At 39.1% G+C, this 18,106-nt stretch carries 17 protein-coding genes; 12 read left to right on the forward strand and 5 right to left on the reverse strand.

The features are described from left to right. Window positions 1-250: 250 nt before the first annotated feature. Entirely contained in the window at window positions 251-1,006 is a 756-nt protein-coding gene (gene fabI / locus RV00_RS04005) for an enoyl-ACP reductase FabI (RefSeq protein WP_071861312.1), read from the reverse strand. Between the two features lie 162 nt (window positions 1,007-1,168). Between fabI and fabZ the strand changes: the two genes are divergently transcribed. Then, window positions 1,169-1,615 carry a 3-hydroxyacyl-ACP dehydratase FabZ gene (fabZ, locus tag RV00_RS04010; protein WP_071861313.1) on the forward strand — a complete coding sequence of 149 codons (447 nt, stop codon included), beginning with the start codon at window positions 1,169-1,171 and terminating at the stop codon, window positions 1,613-1,615. 42 nt (window positions 1,616-1,657) lie between these two features. Here fabZ and RV00_RS04015 read toward each other — a convergent pair whose 3' ends face one another. Next, complete coding sequence (locus RV00_RS04015) at window positions 1,658-2,404, reverse strand: peptidylprolyl isomerase (RefSeq protein ID WP_071861314.1); 747 nt, start codon at window positions 2,402-2,404, stop codon at window positions 1,658-1,660. Window positions 2,405-2,847: 443 nt separating this feature from the next. Beyond that, window positions 2,848-3,858 carry a type I glyceraldehyde-3-phosphate dehydrogenase gene (gap, locus tag RV00_RS04020; RefSeq protein WP_071861315.1) on the reverse strand — a complete coding sequence of 337 codons (1,011 nt, stop codon included), beginning with the start codon at window positions 3,856-3,858 and terminating at the stop codon, window positions 2,848-2,850. Window positions 3,859-4,105: 247 nt separating this feature from the next. On the opposite strand from gap, the gene obgE reads away from it, so the two are divergent. The 8 genes from obgE (at window position 4,106) to RV00_RS04060 (ending at window position 12,677) form a co-directional block, all read left to right on the forward strand. Further along, window positions 4,106-5,419, forward strand: coding sequence for a GTPase ObgE (gene obgE / locus RV00_RS04025; RefSeq protein WP_071861316.1), 1,314 nt, complete (start codon window positions 4,106-4,108; stop codon window positions 5,417-5,419). 706 nt (window positions 5,420-6,125) lie between these two features. After that, window positions 6,126-6,860 carry a winged helix-turn-helix domain-containing protein gene (locus RV00_RS04030; RefSeq protein ID WP_071861317.1) on the forward strand — a complete coding sequence of 245 codons (735 nt, stop codon included), beginning with the start codon at window positions 6,126-6,128 and terminating at the stop codon, window positions 6,858-6,860. A gap of 122 nt (window positions 6,861-6,982) precedes the next feature. Next, entirely contained in the window at window positions 6,983-7,540 is a 558-nt protein-coding gene (locus RV00_RS04035; RefSeq protein ID WP_071861318.1) for a DUF456 domain-containing protein, read from the forward strand. Window positions 7,541-7,616: 76 nt separating this feature from the next. Then, window positions 7,617-8,540 (forward strand): ribonuclease Z, encoded by a 924-nt coding sequence (gene rnz / locus RV00_RS04040; protein ID WP_071861319.1) that lies wholly within the window; start codon window positions 7,617-7,619, stop codon window positions 8,538-8,540. Window positions 8,541-8,553: 13 nt separating this feature from the next. Beyond that, window positions 8,554-9,342 carry an SDR family NAD(P)-dependent oxidoreductase gene (locus RV00_RS04045; protein WP_071861320.1) on the forward strand — a complete coding sequence of 263 codons (789 nt, stop codon included), beginning with the start codon at window positions 8,554-8,556 and terminating at the stop codon, window positions 9,340-9,342. A gap of 9 nt (window positions 9,343-9,351) precedes the next feature. After that, window positions 9,352-9,780, forward strand: a complete 429-nt coding sequence (locus RV00_RS04050; RefSeq protein ID WP_071861321.1) for a LapA family protein — start codon at window positions 9,352-9,354, stop codon at window positions 9,778-9,780. Window positions 9,781-9,870: 90 nt separating this feature from the next. Beyond that, complete coding sequence (recJ, locus tag RV00_RS04055; RefSeq protein ID WP_071861322.1) at window positions 9,871-12,150, forward strand: single-stranded-DNA-specific exonuclease RecJ; 2,280 nt, start codon at window positions 9,871-9,873, stop codon at window positions 12,148-12,150. 14 nt (window positions 12,151-12,164) lie between these two features. Then, window positions 12,165-12,677: an adenine phosphoribosyltransferase gene (locus tag RV00_RS04060; RefSeq protein WP_071861323.1), complete on the forward strand. Its 513-nt coding sequence runs from the start codon at window positions 12,165-12,167 to the stop codon at window positions 12,675-12,677. A gap of 97 nt (window positions 12,678-12,774) precedes the next feature. Here RV00_RS04060 and RV00_RS04065 read toward each other — a convergent pair whose 3' ends face one another. Both RV00_RS04065 and lexA read right to left on the reverse strand, forming a co-directional pair. Then, window positions 12,775-13,038 (reverse strand): hypothetical protein, encoded by a 264-nt coding sequence (locus RV00_RS04065; protein ID WP_071861324.1) that lies wholly within the window; start codon window positions 13,036-13,038, stop codon window positions 12,775-12,777. Window positions 13,039-13,396: 358 nt separating this feature from the next. After that, window positions 13,397-14,020, reverse strand: a complete 624-nt coding sequence (gene lexA, locus RV00_RS04070) for a transcriptional repressor LexA (RefSeq protein WP_071861325.1) — start codon at window positions 14,018-14,020, stop codon at window positions 13,397-13,399. Between the two features lie 132 nt (window positions 14,021-14,152). On the opposite strand from lexA, the gene RV00_RS04075 reads away from it, so the two are divergent. From RV00_RS04075 to RV00_RS04085, 3 genes are all read left to right on the forward strand, one after another. Continuing rightward, window positions 14,153-14,395 carry a DUF896 family protein gene (locus tag RV00_RS04075; protein WP_010744792.1) on the forward strand — a complete coding sequence of 81 codons (243 nt, stop codon included), beginning with the start codon at window positions 14,153-14,155 and terminating at the stop codon, window positions 14,393-14,395. A 93-nt stretch (window positions 14,396-14,488) separates the two neighbouring features. Then, window positions 14,489-16,483, forward strand: coding sequence for a transketolase (tkt, locus tag RV00_RS04080; RefSeq protein WP_071861326.1), 1,995 nt, complete (start codon window positions 14,489-14,491; stop codon window positions 16,481-16,483). Window positions 16,484-16,731: 248 nt separating this feature from the next. Beyond that, window positions 16,732-18,075: an FAD-dependent oxidoreductase gene (locus tag RV00_RS04085; RefSeq protein WP_071861327.1), complete on the forward strand. Its 1,344-nt coding sequence runs from the start codon at window positions 16,732-16,734 to the stop codon at window positions 18,073-18,075. Window positions 18,076-18,106 lie beyond the last annotated feature (31 nt).

The raw sequence follows: 18,106 nt of genomic DNA on the forward strand, positions 1-18,106 counted from the left end.
GAAAGCGAAATCTGTTTTAAGACGCGCAATCATTCCCCACAGTCGAAAAGTTAGACAGCTATCTCTGCTAAAAGAAATCATTTTTCAAAAAACTTGAAAAATGATTACTATCTTCGTCACGCATACGATCGGACTAAACTGTCTAATCGTTAACTTGGTGATAGCACATTATTAGTTTTTATCCATGATGATATTGCCAAAAGTCCGACTCGCAAAAAAAGACGTGCTGAATTTCAGCACGTCTAACTGTTTAACTTAAGTGAACACCTTTATCAACGTAGATCACGTCACCGATGATTCCAGTTGCCAAAGGACTTAGCAAGAAGGCACAAGAATTGCCGACTTCTTCAATTGTCACAGCTACTTTGTCTGGTGTCCGTTCTTCTGAAAGACTTAATAATGATTGGTAATCTTTCACGCCTGTAACAGCCAAGGTTTTGATAGCTCCGGCAGAGATCGCATTGACTCGAATATTTTTTGGAGCTAGTTCAGTTGCAAGGTAACGAACTTCAGCTTCTAAAGCCGCTTTAGCGATACCCATCATGTTGTAGTTTGGAATCGAACGTTCAGACCCCATGTAAGTCATAGTGACAATGCTGCCGCCTTCAGTCATTAATGGCGCCGCATATTTTGAAACAGCTAATAATGAATAAGCACTGATATCTTGCGCTAATTGGAAGCCGTCTCGGGTAATTTCGGTTACGTTACCTGAAAGCTCTTCTTTGTTAGCAAAAGCAATCGAATGAACTAAACCATCAATTGTATCAAATTTTTCTTTGATTGCCGCAAAAGCTTCAGCAATTTTTTCATCGCTAGCCACATCAAGCTCAAACATATGTGCATCTTCGCCCACTAATTTGACTAAATTTTTCTTCATGCGGTCGTTTTGGTACGTGTAAATAATTTCGGCTCCTTGATCAGCGATGGCTTTAGCACATCCCCAGGCAATACTTTTTTTATTGGCTACACCTGTCACGATAATTTTTTTTCCAGCTAAAATAGACATTAAATGACACACTCCTAAATAATATAAAAAATAATATGCTCTCATTATGTTGGAAAAAGCTTTGATTGTCAAACTATTTTTTTAGATATTCGTTAACACCTTGATTAAACCATTAGAATATGATAGTTTGATAATCAAATAAAATATTCATTGAGGTGCAAAATGGAAAAAATTATGAATGTCGAAGAAATTATGGCTGCGATCCCAAATCGCTTTCCCATTTACTATTTAGATGCAGTCACAGAATTTGAAGATGAGAAGCATATTACGGCGATGAAAAATCTAACGATGAACGAAGATTTTTTTCAAGGTTATTTCCCTGGCGAACCGATTATGCCTGGAACATTAATTGTTGAAGCATTGGCGCAAGCAGGTTCCTTACTGATTTTGAAATCCGCAGCCTTTGAAGGGAAGACCGCCTACATCGGCGGCATCAACAAAGCCAACTTTTTAGAATTTGTTCGCCCAGGCGATACTTTGTTTTTGAATTTTGATATCCAAAAAATTAAAGGTCCGGTTGGAACAGCGAAAGCGTGGGCAACGGTGGAAGATAAAACGGTCACCGAATGTGAATTCACCTTCATCGTGGGGGATAAAGAACAAAAATAAATACAAAATAGAGGCTGGCCGTAATGGCGAGCCTCTTACTTGTTATTTAGGTTCTTGCAATACTTTTACTTCGCTAACCTTTACTGGATCGGTTGGGGTTGATTTTTCGCCAGATCCGCCATCTTTAACTTCACCATCAGCGATTTTATCGACAACGTCCATGCCTTCAGTAACCTGACCAAAAACCGTATACTCACCATCAAGTTGAGGAGCGCCGCCCTTTTTGTAAGCGTCGATGATTTTCTCTGGGTAATACTGGATCGCTAAACCATCACTAACATCTTCTTTGTTGGTAACAATGAAGAATTGACTGCCATTGCTACTGCGAGATTCAGCTCGGGCCATTGAAAGAGCACCGCGAATATTATAAAGCTGGTTAGAGGTTTCCGTTTTGAAGCCTTTTTTCCAAATGCTTTCGCCGCCAGTACCGTCGCCTTTAGGATCTCCGCCTTGAATCATAAAATCTTTGATCACGCGGTGGAAAGGAGTGTCCTTATAATAACCATCTTTTGCATGCTTAACGAAATTTTCTACCGCTTTAGGGGCTTGTTTAGGGAACAATTTGATCTTAACGTTCCCTTCAGTCGTTACTAACTCTACAAGATACTCATCATCAGTAACTTTGTTATCAAGCTGGGGCAACGCTACTTTATTTAGATTTACACTGGATTCAGTGGTTTTTGCAGAACTTTCCTTTGTATCATTTGTTGCGCTATCACTTTTGCAAGCAGTAAATAGGCCAAGTGCTAAAACTAAGCTTGCGCTGATCATTACTTTTTTTAATTGCATAAAATTCTCCTTTTAAACTTATTATCATCCCTATGATAACAAACTTTTAATGGACTTCCTATGAAAAAAAGGTGACTTTTATTTCAAAAAATTTATACATACTTCTAGTAATTAGATTTAGAACGATTTTATAGAAATTGAAGAAAAAATACTGTTTACGAAAATTAATATTGCTTTAAATAGAATCTCGATCGATGGTTTACGTTTTTTTGGGGCAAGGGGATAGATTTGAGAAAAATAAAATGCAGCTAGCACATAATAAGGAGGCATTTTTATGAAAATACTTCCACTTCCGTACACCTATCATTAGGCTAAACGGTATGTTCATCATCAGCTCAAATAGTTTATGAAAACCTCGAGCCAAAGACACTGAAAAAGGCAGCACTCGCAAAAAAAAGAGATCGAATGAACGATCTCCTTTAAAAATTCAATATTTATCTATTTTATAGGTTAGCGAATTTTTCTAATAGACGAATCATTTGGCAAGTGAAGCCGTATTCGTTGTCGTACCAAGCAACAGTTTTAACTAATTGGTAGTCACCTGCAGAAGTTACTTCTGTTTGAGTAGGGTCAAAGATTGATCCTTGAGTAGTACCGATTACGTCACCAGAAACGATTTCGCGGTCGTCATAGCCGAATGATGGATTATCCACGGTATGTTTTTTGATTGCTTCGTTAACTTGGTCAGCAGAAACTTTTGTTTTAAGTACTGACACCAACTCAGTTAATGAACCATCAACAACGGGAACACGTTGTGCATGTCCTTGTAATTTACCGTTTAATTCTGGAATTACTAAACCAATTGCTTTAGCAGCACCAGTTGAATGTGGAATTGTGTTATCAGCAGCAGAACGTGCAGCACGTAAGTTGCCGCCTTTAACTGGTCCGTCTAACAACATTTGTGTTGAAGTATAAGCGTGAACAGTTGTCATTGTACCAACTTCAATGCCGAATTCTTCGTTTAAGAAGTAAGCCATTGGAGCTAAGCAGTTTGTTGTACATGAACCAGCAGAAATAATTTTATCATTTGAATCTAAAGTGTCATCATTTACGTTGTAAACAATTGTTTTCATTTGTCCAGCAGGAGCTGAGATAACGACACGTTTAACGCCAGCATCGATGTGAGCTTGTGCTTTTTCTTCAGATGTGTAGAAACCTGTACATTCTAAAACGATATCAACACCGTTTTCTTTTGCCCAAGGGATTTTACTTGCATCTGGTTCAGCGTATACACGAGTTTTTTCACCGTCAACTACGATTGAATCTTCTGTTGCAGTAACTGTACCTGGGTATGTGCCATGTGTTGAATCAAATTGTAACAATTGTGCCAACATTGTAGGACTTGTTAAATCGTTGATTGCTACCACTTCAATATCGTCTGATACTTCTTTGATACGGCGGAAAGCCAAGCGACCAATACGTCCAAATCCATTAATACCTACTTTTACTGTCATAACCAAAAGTTCCTCCTTTTTATATCAAGCAATGCTTGATGCCTTACTCTTTTAATTGTGCAACGCATCAATTTTTTTGTCAAAAGATATATCCTGTAGAAGAAATCATGAGAAGAAGTTCAAAAAATTACTAAGCTCTATCAATAAGAATGGACTTTTTCTCTGAATCTGGCTACAATATATGAGACTTTGTTTAGTGTGGAGATTCAGTAGTCAAAAAGAATATAACTATAAGGAGGACACCAAGATGTCCATGTTTTTAGATCAGGTAACAATTGATATTAAAGCTGGTAAAGGCGGAGACGGAATGGTTGCGTTTCGTCGTGAGAAATATGTTCCTGATGGCGGTCCAGCTGGCGGCGACGGTGGTCGCGGCGGTGACGTGATCTTAGTTGTCGATGAAGGTCTACGGACTTTGATGGATTTTCGTTACAATCGTCATTTTCGTGCGACACCGGGAGAAAATGGGATGAGTAAAGGGATGCACGGCCGTGGAGCCGAAGATACCTATGTCAGCGTTCCCCCTGGTACCACGGTTCGCGATGCGGATACCGGCGCTTTGATCGGTGACTTGATTGAAAATGGTCAGGAATTGATCGTTGCTCATGGCGGTCGCGGCGGCCGTGGAAATACCCGATTCGCTTCACCAAGAAATCCTGCGCCTGAATTAGCTGAGAACGGCGAACCAGGTCAGGAACGTCATATTGAATTAGAATTAAAAGTCTTAGCAGATGTCGGCTTAGTTGGTTTTCCTTCTGTCGGCAAATCAACCATCCTTTCAGTGATTTCCTCGGCCCGTCCCAAAATCGGCGCCTATCATTTTACAACCTTGGTTCCAAATCTAGGTATGGTAGAAACTAGTGATGGTCGAAGCTTTGCCGCTGCCGATTTACCTGGTTTGATCGAAGGAGCGTCACAAGGTGTTGGTCTAGGTACACAGTTTTTACGTCACATCGAACGGACTCGCGTGATTTTACATGTAATCGATATGAGTGGGATGGAAGGTCGTGATCCTTACGAAGATTACCAAGCCATCAATAAAGAGTTAGGTACACATAACTTGCGATTGTTGGAACGTCCGCAAATTATTGTGGCCAACAAAATGGATATGCCGAATGCCGAAGAAAACTTAAAAAAATTCAAAGCAGAATTGCAAAAAGAAAAAGAAGACGAGTTTGCGGATGATATTCCGGTCTTCGCGATTTCAGCGATTACTAAACAAGGCTTAGATAATTTATTAAGCGCGACTGCAGATTTATTAGAGGTAACGCCAGAGTTCTTGTTGTATGATGAAGAAGTTGAAGAAGAAACCGTAAATTACGGCTTCCAATCAGATGAACCAGAGTTTACGATTACTCGTGAACCAGATGCAACTTGGGTATTGAATGGTGAAAAATTGGAAAAACTATTCAAGATGACTAATTTCGATCATGATGAAACCGTGATGCGCTTTGCTCGTCAATTACGCTCTATGGGTGTTGACGAAGCCTTACGTGCTCGGGGAGCCAAAGATGGCGATCTTGTTCGAATTGATAAATTTGAATTTGAATTCGTTGATTAATCGAAAATAGAAAGAAGGAACTGTAACAGAACACTGTTGCAGCTCCTTTTTTGTTACGCATAAATTCATCAAAATTATTTTGAACGAAAATAAAGCAACGTTGTGTTTTATCAGTTCTATATAAGGACAATCATTAATTTATCATGAGGAGAATTTTATGATTTTGAGTAGGGGAATAGATGAAAAGAAAAATAAAAATAATACACCGTCATAATAGTTGTTATTTTAAAAAATCCATTAGCTATTTTTTAGTTTTTTATTCCAAAAACAATAGGCTGATTTCCGCTAACTATGAAAAGGCTTACCGGAAGTAAGGGAACAAAAAATTTTAAAAAATCAATAGAATTAATCATTATTGTTACGGGCATTAATTTTGAATACGAAAGAGAAAAAAATATTTTTGATGATCTGCTGAGAAGAGTAATAGTAACTGTTATATGTTTTTAAATTTTTGTGAATGATGAAGAAAAACGTTGTTTAAAAATGATAATTGTATTATTTTAATAAAGAAAAGTTTTTTTAACCCAAAAATTTTATTGACAACGCTAATTATGATTACTAAAATATAAACATTTTTGTAGCATTTGAACAGTTCCAAGTGTAAACTTACGAAGTATAAAGTAACAATTATATTGTTAAATAATAAAAAAATCCAAGTCGGTAGGTTGGGAACTTATTTTTAATAATAAAAAAGGGGAATAACGTTATGCAAGTATTGATTTTGACACACAATATTTTAGTTGAGAGACCATTAGTAGAAAAGTTACAAAGACTGAATATCGAGGTTTTAAGTTCTGCAAAACTATTAACGATGATTCAAGCCAATCAAGTGCCGTTAGAAGTGTTAAGCTTCTTTGATATCGTGATTGTTAGTGAAACAATCTCTGATCAAGAGCTTACAGTTATTTTAGAAAAAGTTGGTGACAAATTCACAATTATTCGTGAAGCAGATCGTCTGCCACAAAAGGAAGAAAAGGCGGATTGGGAAGCTCAAGGCGTGGATGAATGGTTACTTGAAGACGAAACACTTAGCGGGTTAAGAGAGAAACTTGCTGAGAAAACGTTGAAAGAATCAGTTTATTCGATTGGCTTTGGTATGAGACAACAACAAGATGAGAACGAACAAGAAAAACGGCCATTGCCTCTATGGAATCTGACGCGTTCGGAACGTGAGATGCTAAGCACGTTGATTGCAACGAAAGAGGCACCGATTAGTCGGAACGATCTAGCGATTAAAATTTGGGGCGACAGTGATTCAGCCAGTCATATGACGAGGCTTTCTACTATTATTAAGCACCTTCGCAATAAATTGAAAATCGACGGTGTCGAATATGATGTTATTCGTACGAATTGGGGCGAAGGCTATCAATTATCAAAAGTATTCTTTGATCACTATGTAGTCGATGATCGAATTATGGAAGAAATCAAAACTGGGAAGTAATTCCCAGTTTTTTTATAGTTTGTTTGTTTACATAATCATTTTATGAGTTAAAAAGCTCGTTCTATTTTCAAAAAGCGCTATTTATTGCTAAACTAGAAAAAAAGATAGAGGAGTGGTAATGAATGGAAAAACGAGTGATTGTAATGAATTTTGATGTTGAATCAAAAGCCTATGAAGCCTTTTCAAAAGCAAAACGATTGCACATGAGTAAGGCGTTTAAAGGAGAACAAATGGCGGTGATCCATCATTCAAATGATGGTGAACATAAATTTGTGATCGAAGATTTTCTTGATTTCACCGGCAGCAATAAAAGTTCAACTGGTGGTCTGATTGGGATGATGGTTGGAATCTTAGGTGGTCCAGTGGGCATTTTATTAGGCTGGTTTACTGGGGGCATGATTGGTGCGACTCGCGATGCAAAAGAAGTGCGAGAAGCGACAGGGGTCTTTGAATTCTTGATCGATAAAGTCGGAGAAGGCGATACCGCATTATTACTGATTGCTGAAGAGGACGACAATCGGGCATTGAATCAATTAATCATGATGGAGCTTGGCGGTGAGATTACGCGCTTAGACTACGCGGAAGTCGAAGCTGAAGTTAAAGAAGCTCAGGAGATGGAAAAAAATTCAGCTGACCAAAAGAAAGAAACGGATTCGGAAAAGCAATCTGATCAAAAATAAAAATCTCCTATTTCGATTGCACTGAGTCAGACTTTCTTCTAAAATAAAACTAATTTGAAAGAAAGTCAGGATAATTATGGAATTAGAATTCTTAGGAACAGGTGCTGGCGTCCCAGCAAAGCACCGAAACGTTAGTAGTTTAGCCTTAAAATTATTAGATGAACGAAATAAAATCTGGTTATTTGATTGTGGTGAAGGAACGCAGATGCAAATTCTGCGAACCAATATCAGACCCCGCAAGATCGAAAAAATCTTTATTTCTCATTTACATGGTGACCATATTTTTGGGCTGCCAGGCTTATTGAGCAGTCGCTCATTTCAAGGCGGTGAGGAACCCATTGAGATTTATGGACCCGCTGGTTTGGAAAATTATGTTCGAACTTCGTTACAAGTGACAAAGACACATTTGTCTTATCCCCTACAATTCATTGAACTTCATGAGGGAACGATATTTAAAGATAAACAATTTAGCGTGGAGTGCATGCTGTTAGACCACGGAATCGATAGTTACGGTTTTCGTGTTACTGAAGCAGATCATGATGGTACGCTTCAAGTAGAGAAGCTGGCGGCTTTAAATATCCCTGCCGGACCGATTTTTGGAAAGCTGAAACAAGGTCAAACGGTCACTTTAGCCGATGGACGCACGATCAACGGTCAAGACTTTGTTGGTGAAAGTAAAAAAGGTCGGATCGTGACGATTTTTGGTGATACTCGCTTTACAAATAAATCAAGTCGCTTTGCTGAAAATAGTGATGTGATCGTCCATGAAAGTACCTTCAATAAAGATGAAGCGAAACTGGCGAAGGCATATTTTCATACGACGACACAGCAAGCCGCGATGATTGCAAAAGAAGCGGGAGCCAAAAAATTGATTTTGACTCATATTTCAGCACGTTATTTAGCTAAAGAAGCACAAACATTAGAAGAAGAAGCGCAAGCTGTTTTTCCCAACTCACAGCTAGCGAAAGATTTTGATATTGTGGAAATTCCATTTGTATAAAGGAGGGAACTTGATGGATTTAACAGATAAAGTAGTCGTAGTAACTGGTGGTTCCGCTGGTTTAGGTGAGCAAATTTGTTACGAGGCGGCTAAGCGTGGCGCAATTGTGGTTACTTGTGCCAGACGAATCAATTTGATTGGTCAAGTGAAAGAACATTGCAGCGAGTTAAGTGGGAAGGCAGCCTATGCTTTTCAGTTGGATATTGCTGATCCTGAGAGTGTTGAGTCGGTTATCGAAAAAATCGCAGACGAAGTTGGAACGGTGGACGTCTTAGTGAATAATGCTGGTTTCGGCATGTTCAAAGACTTTACCGAGTTTGATTTAGCAGACGCGAAAAAAATGTTCGATGTTAACGTCCTTGGGATGATGTATTTTACTCAAAAGATCGCGCTATCAATGGTAGAAAAGAAACGTGGTCATATTTTTAATGTGGCTTCAATGGCTGGGAAGATGGCGACACCGAAGTCAACCATTTATTCAGCGACAAAATTTGCGGTACTAGGTTTCTCAAATGCTTTAAGGTTGGAATTAAAACCAGCAAATGTTTGGGTAACTACGATTAATCCTGGTCCAATTGCAACAGAATTTTTCGATAAGGCAGATCCAAGCGGCAATTATTTAGAAAATTTAGGTGGGATCGTCTTAGATCCGAAAAAAGTAGCTGCAACGATCGTCAACAAAATGGGCAAACCGACACGCGAAATCAATCGACCGTTTATTATGGAAGGGGCAAGCCGTTTTTATGGGTTATTCCCGCATATTGGTGATTTTCTAGCTGGAGGACTATTTAATAGAAAGTAGGAAATCAAAATGAAAAAGCAATGGAAAGTTTTTCTAGGGTTTATTTTAGTCTTACTCGTTGTCATTTTTGCTCTTTCAAACAGTCAGCAAGTACCAGTTAATTTTATTGTTAAAAAGATTTATCTGTCATTAGTCCTGATCATTATTGGGTCAGCCTTAATCGGGGCCGTTGTAGTCTTCTTAACTTCAGGTACAACGCTTTTTCAACAACGGAAAAAAATCAAACAGCTAAAAGAAACGATTCAAGAGTATGAAAACAACAATGAAGAAAAGTTAACAGCTGAAAAAGCAGCACTTCAGCGAGAAAAAGAAAATGAAATTGCGACGTTAACAGCTAATTACGAAAGTCTATTGAAAGAAAAGGATCGTGCGTTAGCTGACAAAGAGATGCGGGATCAGACAAATGATCCACAACATCCGATTGATTATTATGATTAAAAAGAAGACTTTTGCATCGATTGCAAAGGTCTTCTTCTCTTTCTTGTCTGATTTTTTTTTGCTATACTAAGACGGTTGGGAAGTGATACAGTGAAAAAATCAAGTTTCGATTGGCAAATGAAAGCGGCCTCGCCAATTGATGAAGCTTTTAAAGCGGAATTAATCAAGCAAGGCTACAGCGAAACATTTGCAGAACTTTTATGGAATCGAAATATACATACAGTAGAAGAATTCTCGCAGTTGTTACAAGCGAATATTGATGAATTACATGATCCGTTTTTAATGCATGATATGGAAAAAGCAGTTGTCCGCATTCAAATGGCCATCATGGAAGGTCAGCCGATTTTGGTTTATGGTGATTATGACGCCGATGGAATCACTAGTACGTCGATTATGTTAGAGACACTGGAGATGATCGGTGCAGATGTTCATTATATTTTGCCCAATCGGTTTATCCACGGATACGGCCCAAATACAGAGCTTTTTGCCGAAAAGATCAACGAAGGTATTCAGCTGATTATTACGGTTGATAACGGGGTAGCTGGCAATGAAGCAATCGATTTTGCCAATTCACAGGGTGTTGATGTCATCGTTACTGATCATCACGAGTTGCCGCCAGTCTTACCAGATGCTTATTGTATTGTTCATCCTCGTCATCCGGAAGGAAATTACCCCTTTGGCGAATTAGCCGGGGCCGGCGTAGCCTTTAAGTTAGCCACGGCTTTATTAGAAGAAGTTCCTTTAGAGATGCTGGATCTTGTAACGATCGGCACAGTCGCCGATTTGGTCTCGATGACGGGTGAAAATCGAAATTTAGTTAAGCTCGGTTTGCAAGCAATCAAGCAGACACAGCGATTGGGCTTATTGGAGTTATTAAAAGTCAGCAGTGTCGATTTGCAAAAAGTGGATGAAACAAGTATTGGCTTCAGCTTAGGACCAAGGTTAAATGCCATCGGTCGATTAGGTGATCCCAATCCAGCCGTGGAGTTGATGACGACATTCGACGAAGAAGTCGCTCATGATCTCGCGGGTAAATTAGATCAAATTAATAATGAACGGAAGCAGATCGTGCAAGAGACGACTGCTGAAGCTACCACTTTAGTAAATCCTGGAGATGCGGTCCACTTGATCGCGGCGGAAGGCTGGAATCCAGGAGTTCTTGGAATCGTAGCAGGGAATATTTTAAAGCAAACTGGAAAACCAACGATTGTTTTATCCATTGATTCTAATGGTGTGGCTAAAGGTTCGGGACGTAGCATTGAAGCGTTAGACCTATTTGGCATGCTGAACACGATGCGCTCTGAATTCACACATTTTGGCGGTCATGCGGCCGCTGTTGGTTTAACGATGCCAGCAGAAAACATTCCAGTTTTACAAAAAATGATGAATGAATATATCACAAAGGAAGCCATTGATTTAAGCAAAGGCTCAACCTTGTTGATTGATGAAGCCTTGGACTTGTCAGAAATCACACTAAAATTTACCGAAGAACTAAAAAAATTGGCACCTTTTGGGACAGACAATCCAGCACCACATTTTTTAGTAAAGGGAAATGTCAATTTCTTCAAACGCATCGGTAGCGATCAGCAGCACGTGAAGTTTTCTTTGCAAGGTGCTGACAACCAATTAGATGCGATTGGTTTTGGCTTCGGGGCGGAAAGTGAAGAAATCCAACAGCCAGAAACGCAATTTGTTGGGGATCTTGAAATTAATGAATGGAATGGTCAGAAAAAAGTTCAATTACGTTTAATAGATTTTGCTTCTAGTGGCATGCAGGTGATTGATCGCCGTGCCAAACATACATGGACGCAAAAAATTGAAGATGATGGTGCTTTATATTTGGCGTTTAAAAAACCTAGTCAAAAGCTATTTGCCAACGAATTACAGCGATCGATTACGTTATATGACAAAGCGATCGATTGGTCTGCCTATGAACAACTGATTGTATTGGATTGTCCCGACCAGAAGGAACTACTGCAAGAAATTGTTGATTTAGGGAAATTCCAACGGATTTATTTATTTCTTTACAGTCCGGATGAAGCATATTTAAACGGCCTGCCTAAACGGGAACAGTTTGCCAAGCTTTATCAATTCTTTCTAAAGCAACCCCGGGTGGATATCCGCTATAAACTAAAAAATGTTTCAAATTATTTAAGAATTCCAGAAAAATTACTAGTATTCATGATTCACGTGTTTTCTGAGCTAAAATTTGTTACAATAAACGACGGCGTTTTACAAATGGTAGATTCACCGCAGAATCGTGCCTTTGAAGAAAGCAAAATTTATCAAGAGCGCTTGTCTCAAATCGACAGCGAAGAATTTTTACTAATGAACGACATCCAAACTATTAGAAATTGGCTGAAAGGCTAGGAGGAACAACCAAAATGGATTTAAAAGATTATATTGCAAGTATTCCAGATTATCCCAAAAAAGGCATCGTCTTTCGTGACATCTCGCCATTAATGGCAGACGGCGAAGCTTATCGTGAAGCAACCAAGCAAATCGTGAACTATGCAAAAGAAAAGCAAATCGACATGGTAGTAGGACCTGAAGCACGCGGCTTTATCGTTGGCTGTCCAGTCGCATTTGAATTAGGTTTAGGCTTTGCACCAGTTCGTAAACCGGGAAAATTACCCCGTGAAGTGATTGAAGTAGAATACGAAAAAGAATACGGAACAGATACATTGACTATTCATAGTGATGCAATCAAACCCGGACAACGCGTACTGATCACAGATGATCTTTTAGCAACGGGCGGAACGATCAAAGCAACGATCGAATTGGTAGAACAATTAGGCGGGATCGTCGTTGGCTGTGCCTTCTTAATCGAATTAGATGAATTACACGGACGCGATAAGATCAAAGGGTATGATATCTTAACATTGATGGACTATTAAAAATAAAACAGGGACCCTCTTATAATCTGAGAGGGTCCCTGTTTTATTTTTACTACTATCCAAAAAGCTACTAACAACTGGTTAGCGCTAAATAAGTTTAGGCAGATTTATGATAACGATGATCATAAGTCACGTAATAGAAATCTTCGGAAGGTTCCTTGTAATACTGTTCTTCTTCGACTTCTTCTTCATAATGATGTTCGGCGTAGTGCTGTGCATACTTCCGTTCATCCCATAACATGAACCATACGAGAAACAATCCAGCAAAAATGACGATCGTAGCTAAAGAACCTAATTTACCAATCAATAGACCTAACAACAACACAGCGATAACCAAACCAAATCTTCTTATTGCTTTCATCAAGAATCACTCCTAATTCGTATTATGAATTCATTTTTCAAAAATCGAAAAATGAATCTTATTCTCGTCACGTATATCATTCCGCTAAACTTTCTTTCAATAGAACAGTTGAATGAATCGAATATCTCTTTCACACGCCAGCGAACTACAAAAAGCGGAACTGACATCCTAATTCGTATTATGAATTCATTTTTCAACAATCGAAAAATGAATCTTATTCTCGTCACGTATATCATTCCACGGAAGCTGTCCTTTTTTTAAAAGTTCCACACGGACACGCGAACGTTTGTTTGCATATTTATTATACGAATGTTTGTTCGTTTTGTAAAGAAAAAAATAATCGGAAATTGAATTCCGATTAATAAATATGGTTTCGGTACAAACCAACAACTTTTCCTAGAATAGTTACATTAGCAAAAATCAATGGTGCCAATTCATCGTTTTCAGGTTGAAGACGAATGTGATCGGCTTCGCGATAAAATCTTTTACATGTTGCTTCATTTTCGTCAGTCATTGCAATAACGATCTCACCGTTATTAGCCATAGATTGTTTACGAACAATGACGTGGTCGCCATCGTATATACCGGCGTTTATCATACTTTCACCGCGAATTGTCAACATAAAGAGGCTGCCGTCCTCACTTGATAGATCAGGCGGGATAGGGAAAAAGTCTGAAGCTTCTTCAACTGCCAAGATTGGTTCGCCGGCAGTAACGACACCCAGCATGGGGATGACTTGTGGTGTTACACCGATTTTTTCTAAGCCTGTAAGTGTCAGTTCAATTGCCCGTGGTTTTGTGGGGTCACGCTGGATCCAACCTTTTTTTTCTAATCTAGATAGATGTCCATGGACTGTAGAAGTCGATGAGAGATTCACCGCTTCGCCAATTTCTCTTACAGTGGGTGGATAACCTTTATTTTCAACGCGTTCGTGAATGAAACGCAAAACTTCTAATTGTTTAGTTTCTGTTCTTTTTGCCAACGCCCACACCTTCTTTCGTTTTTTTTAGTGTAGCATAATCTTACAAACAAATCAAACAAGCGTTCGCATTTGTTTGTGCTTCCAACTTTGTTTTTTTTATGTATAATTAATAGGGGGAAAGAGGTGCTGAAGATGATTAATGATGAAACAATTGCACGTATCAATGAATTAGCGAAAAAAAAGAAAACGGTTGGTTTAACTGATGCTGAAGCACATGAACAAAAAGTTCTGCGTGAGGAATACATTTCTTCTTTCCGTAGCGGCATGCGGCATCATATTGAAGGGATGAAAGTTGTTGATCCTGAGGGCAACGACGTAACACCAGAGAAATTAAAAGAGATTCAAAAGAAAAAAGGATTGCACAATAGAAAGTAAAATCTTTTAGCGATTTGCAATTGAAAAGTCAAAATAAATCGGTTACAATGAATCTGTAATTAAAGTATTTAAGACCAAAAAGGAGGAACTATCTTGTTCGACAAAATCGATCAACTAGGTGTAAACACAATCAGAACGCTAAGTATTGAAGCTATTCAAAAAGCAAATTCAGGTCATCCGGGATTACCAATGGGCGCGGCACCAATGGCATATGCATTATGGACAAAACATTTAAACGTAAATCCAGCCACTTCACTGAACTGGCCAAACCGTGACCGTTTTATTTTATCTGCGGGACATGGATCAGCAATGCTATACAGCTTGTTACACCTTGCAGGTTACCAAGTGACGATTGAAGATTTAAAAAATTTCCGCCAATGGGGAAGCAAGACACCTGGGCATCCTGAATATCATCACACAGATGGTGTTGAAGCAACTTCAGGTCCTCTAGGTCAAGGTATTTCAACTTCTGTTGGATTAGCAATGGCTGAAGCACACTTGGCTGCAACATACAATCGTGACAGCTTTGACGTAATGGATCACTACACGTATGCTCTTTGTGGAGATGGCGATTTAATGGAAGGTGTTTCTGGTGAAGCAAGCTCGATGGCTGGTCACATGAAACTTGGAAAATTGATTGTCTTATACGATTCAAATGATATTTCACTAGATGGACCAACTTCTAAGGCTTTCACAGAAAATGTCGGTGCTCGTTATGAAGCGTATGGCTGGCAACATATCTTAGTTAAGGACGGCAATGATTTAGAAGCTATTTCTAAAGCAATTGATGAAGCAAAAGCAGAAACAGGAAAACCAACCTTAATCGAAATTAAAACAGTAATTGGTTATGGCTCACCTAAAGAAGGCACGTCTGCGGTTCATGGAGCTCCAATCGGGGCCGATGGAATTACAGCAGCCAAGACAGTCTACGGTTGGGAATATCCTGACTTTACAGTGCCAGAAGAGGTAGCAAAACGTTTCAAAGAAGAAATCAATGATAAGGGCGCGAAAGTTGAATCTGAATGGGATGCGATGTTCGCCAATTATGAAAAAGCTCATCCTGAGTTAGCTAAGCAATTTAAAATGGCCTTTGCGGGTGATTTACCAGGAAACTGGGAAGAAGCTCTACCCGTTTATGAGGAAGGTACGGCCCAAGCTAGTCGTGTTTCTAGTAAAGACGCTATTCAAGCAATCGCGAAAGCTGTTCCAAATATTTGGGGCGGTTCAGCCGATTTATCTGGCTCTAACAATACGACAATCGCGGATGAAAAGGAATTCCAACCAGGCTCTTATGAAGGCCGCAACATTTGGTTTGGTGTTCGTGAATTTGCGATGGCAAGTGCAATGAACGGAATTCATTTACATGGTGGCACACGAGTGTACGGCGGAACGTTCTTCGTATTTACGGACTATCTACGTCCAGCAGTGCGGATGTCAGCGATCCAAGGCTTACCAGTTGTCTATGTTTTAACCCATGACTCTGTTGCAGTTGGTGAAGATGGCCCAACTCATGAACCAATCGAGCAATTAGCCAGCGTTCGTTGCATGCCGAATGTGCAAGTAATTCGTCCTGCTGACGGAAATGAAACATCCGCTGCTTGGGTCCAAGCATTAAACACTAAAAACAAACCAACGATTTTAGTTTTAAGTCGCCAAAACTTACCTGTCTTGCCAAACAGCAAAGACATGGCTAAAGAGGGCGTGTCTAAAGGTGGTTATGTGATTTCTAAAGCGGAATCAGATACACCAGAAGGTATTTTGATTGCTACAGGTTCTGAAGTGAACTTGGCTGTTCAAGCACAAAAAGAATTAAAAGCACAAGGAAAAGATGTTTCTGTCGTTTCGCTTCCAAGCTTTGATTTATTTGAAGCGCAAGATGAAGCCTATAAAGAATCTGTTTTACCAAAAGCGGTAACGAAACGCGTAGCGATCGAAGCTGCATCACCATTTGGCTGGGAACGTTATATCGGCTCAGAAGGTAAAATGATCGGTATCGATCACTTTGGAGCGTCGGCACCTGGAGACTATATCTTAGAACAATTCGGTTTCACTGTCGAAAATGTAGTCAATACATTTAACGAATTATAATCGGCTTTGAAAGTTGAGAGGGATCTGTCCTTCTCAACTTTTTTGAGTTGGTATAACTAATAACTGAAAATAGTTGACATAATATTTTACTTGAATACCTAAGGCTAGTTCGCTTTCATTTTTTCGTTAACATTAATAAAAATGTTTATCTATGAGCAAAATAATTTAGACAGAATATAAATTCTGTTATACTGTCCTTGTTCAATAGAATGCAAACTAAAAATCGATTAAATGAAAGAGGGACGACCATGAAAGTAGTAGTAGTAGGATGTACACATGCCGGCACCGCAGCCGTTAAAAATATTTTAGCCAATCACCCAGATGCAGAGGTTACCGTTTATGAGCGAAATGACAATGTTTCTTTCTTATCTTGTGGAATCGCTTTATATGTCGGTGGCGTAGTGAAAGACCCTGCGGGATTGTTTTACTCAAATCCTGAGGAATTAGCTTCACTAGGTGCAAAAGTGAACATGGAACACGATGTAACAAACATTGATACAGAAGGTAAGAAAGTCACTGCAAAAGATTTGAAAACCAACGAAGAAACAGTTGTTGATTATGATAAGTTAGTCGTAACAACCGGTTCTTGGCCAATTATTCCACCCATCAAAGGAATCGAATCAAAAAATGTTTTACTATGTAAAAACTATAACCAAGCAAATGAAATCATTGAGCAAGCGAAAGATGCTAAAAAAATCGTTGTAGTCGGCGGTGGTTACATCGGAATCGAGCTAGTTGAAGCCTTCGCCGAAACTGGCAAGCAAGTGACTTTGATTGATGGGTTATCTCGTATTTTGAATAAATACTTAGATCAACCTTTCACTGATCTTTTGGAAAAAGAATTAGTAGATCATGGAGTAACCTTAGCGTTAGGTGAAAATGTGAATGAATTTGTCGCAGATGAATCGGGTACAGTAACGAAAGTTGTGACACCGAGTCAAGAGTTTGACGCAGATATGGTTATTCTATGTGTCGGCTTTCGTCCAAACACTGAATTGCTAAAAGGTAAAGTTGATATGCTGCCAAGTGGTGCCATCAAAGTCAACGAATATATGCAATCAAGCAACCCAGATATCTTTTCAGCAGGCGATTCAACGGTGGTGCATTACAATCCAACTGGACAACACCAATACATCCCGTTAGCGACTAATGCGGTACGTCAAGGAATGCTAGTCGGAAAAAATCTAGTAGAGCAAACAATGAAGTATCGTGGAACCCAAGGAACTTCTGGTTTGTACTTATTTGGTTGGACGATTGGTTCAACAGGCCTGACAAAAGAAAGTGCCGCTTTAAACGGCATTGATGTGAATGTCACTTTGATTGAAGATAATTATCGTCCAGAGTTTATGCCAACGACCGAAAATGTTATGATGCAAATCGTTTCAGAAAAAGGAACGAATAAAATTTTAGGTGCACAATTCCTATCGAAATATGACATCACTCAATCGGCCAATACGTTATCAGTAGCGATCCAAAATGAAATGACTTTAGAAGATTTAGCCTTACAGGATTTCTTCTTCCAACCACATTTTGACCGTCCGTGGAACTACTTGAATATCTTGGCTCAGGCCGCTTTAGCTGAAGCCGAATAGTATAGAATGACGAAAAAACAGGGAGCTGTGC

Source organism: Enterococcus devriesei (assembly GCF_001885905.1).
In the GTDB taxonomy this organism is placed as follows: Bacteria; Bacillota; Bacilli; order Lactobacillales; family Enterococcaceae; genus Enterococcus_A; species Enterococcus_A devriesei.

What these genes read in the sequence shown, in the direction of transcription:
- fabI (WP_071861312.1), bottom strand. Translation starts at nt 1,006, where the DNA reads ATGTCTATTTTAGCTGGAAAAAAAATTATCGTGACAGGTGTAGCCAAT.
- fabZ (WP_071861313.1), top strand. Translation starts at nt 1,169, where the DNA reads ATGGAAAAAATTATGAATGTCGAAGAAATTATGGCTGCGATCCCAAAT.
- RV00_RS04015 (WP_071861314.1), bottom strand. Translation starts at nt 2,404, where the DNA reads ATGCAATTAAAAAAAGTAATGATCAGCGCAAGCTTAGTTTTAGCACTT.
- gap (WP_071861315.1), bottom strand. Translation starts at nt 3,858, where the DNA reads ATGACAGTAAAAGTAGGTATTAATGGATTTGGACGTATTGGTCGCTTG.
- obgE (WP_071861316.1), top strand. Translation starts at nt 4,106, where the DNA reads ATGTCCATGTTTTTAGATCAGGTAACAATTGATATTAAAGCTGGTAAA.
- RV00_RS04030 (WP_071861317.1), top strand. Translation starts at nt 6,126, where the DNA reads ATGCAAGTATTGATTTTGACACACAATATTTTAGTTGAGAGACCATTA.
- RV00_RS04035 (WP_071861318.1), top strand. Translation starts at nt 6,983, where the DNA reads ATGGAAAAACGAGTGATTGTAATGAATTTTGATGTTGAATCAAAAGCC.
- rnz (WP_071861319.1), top strand. Translation starts at nt 7,617, where the DNA reads ATGGAATTAGAATTCTTAGGAACAGGTGCTGGCGTCCCAGCAAAGCAC.
- RV00_RS04045 (WP_071861320.1), top strand. Translation starts at nt 8,554, where the DNA reads ATGGATTTAACAGATAAAGTAGTCGTAGTAACTGGTGGTTCCGCTGGT.
- RV00_RS04050 (WP_071861321.1), top strand. Translation starts at nt 9,352, where the DNA reads ATGAAAAAGCAATGGAAAGTTTTTCTAGGGTTTATTTTAGTCTTACTC.
- RV00_RS04060 (WP_071861323.1), top strand. Translation starts at nt 12,165, where the DNA reads ATGGATTTAAAAGATTATATTGCAAGTATTCCAGATTATCCCAAAAAA.
- RV00_RS04065 (WP_071861324.1), bottom strand. Translation starts at nt 13,038, where the DNA reads ATGAAAGCAATAAGAAGATTTGGTTTGGTTATCGCTGTGTTGTTGTTA.
- RV00_RS04075 (WP_010744792.1), top strand. Translation starts at nt 14,153, where the DNA reads ATGATTAATGATGAAACAATTGCACGTATCAATGAATTAGCGAAAAAA.
- RV00_RS04085 (WP_071861327.1), top strand. Translation starts at nt 16,732, where the DNA reads ATGAAAGTAGTAGTAGTAGGATGTACACATGCCGGCACCGCAGCCGTT.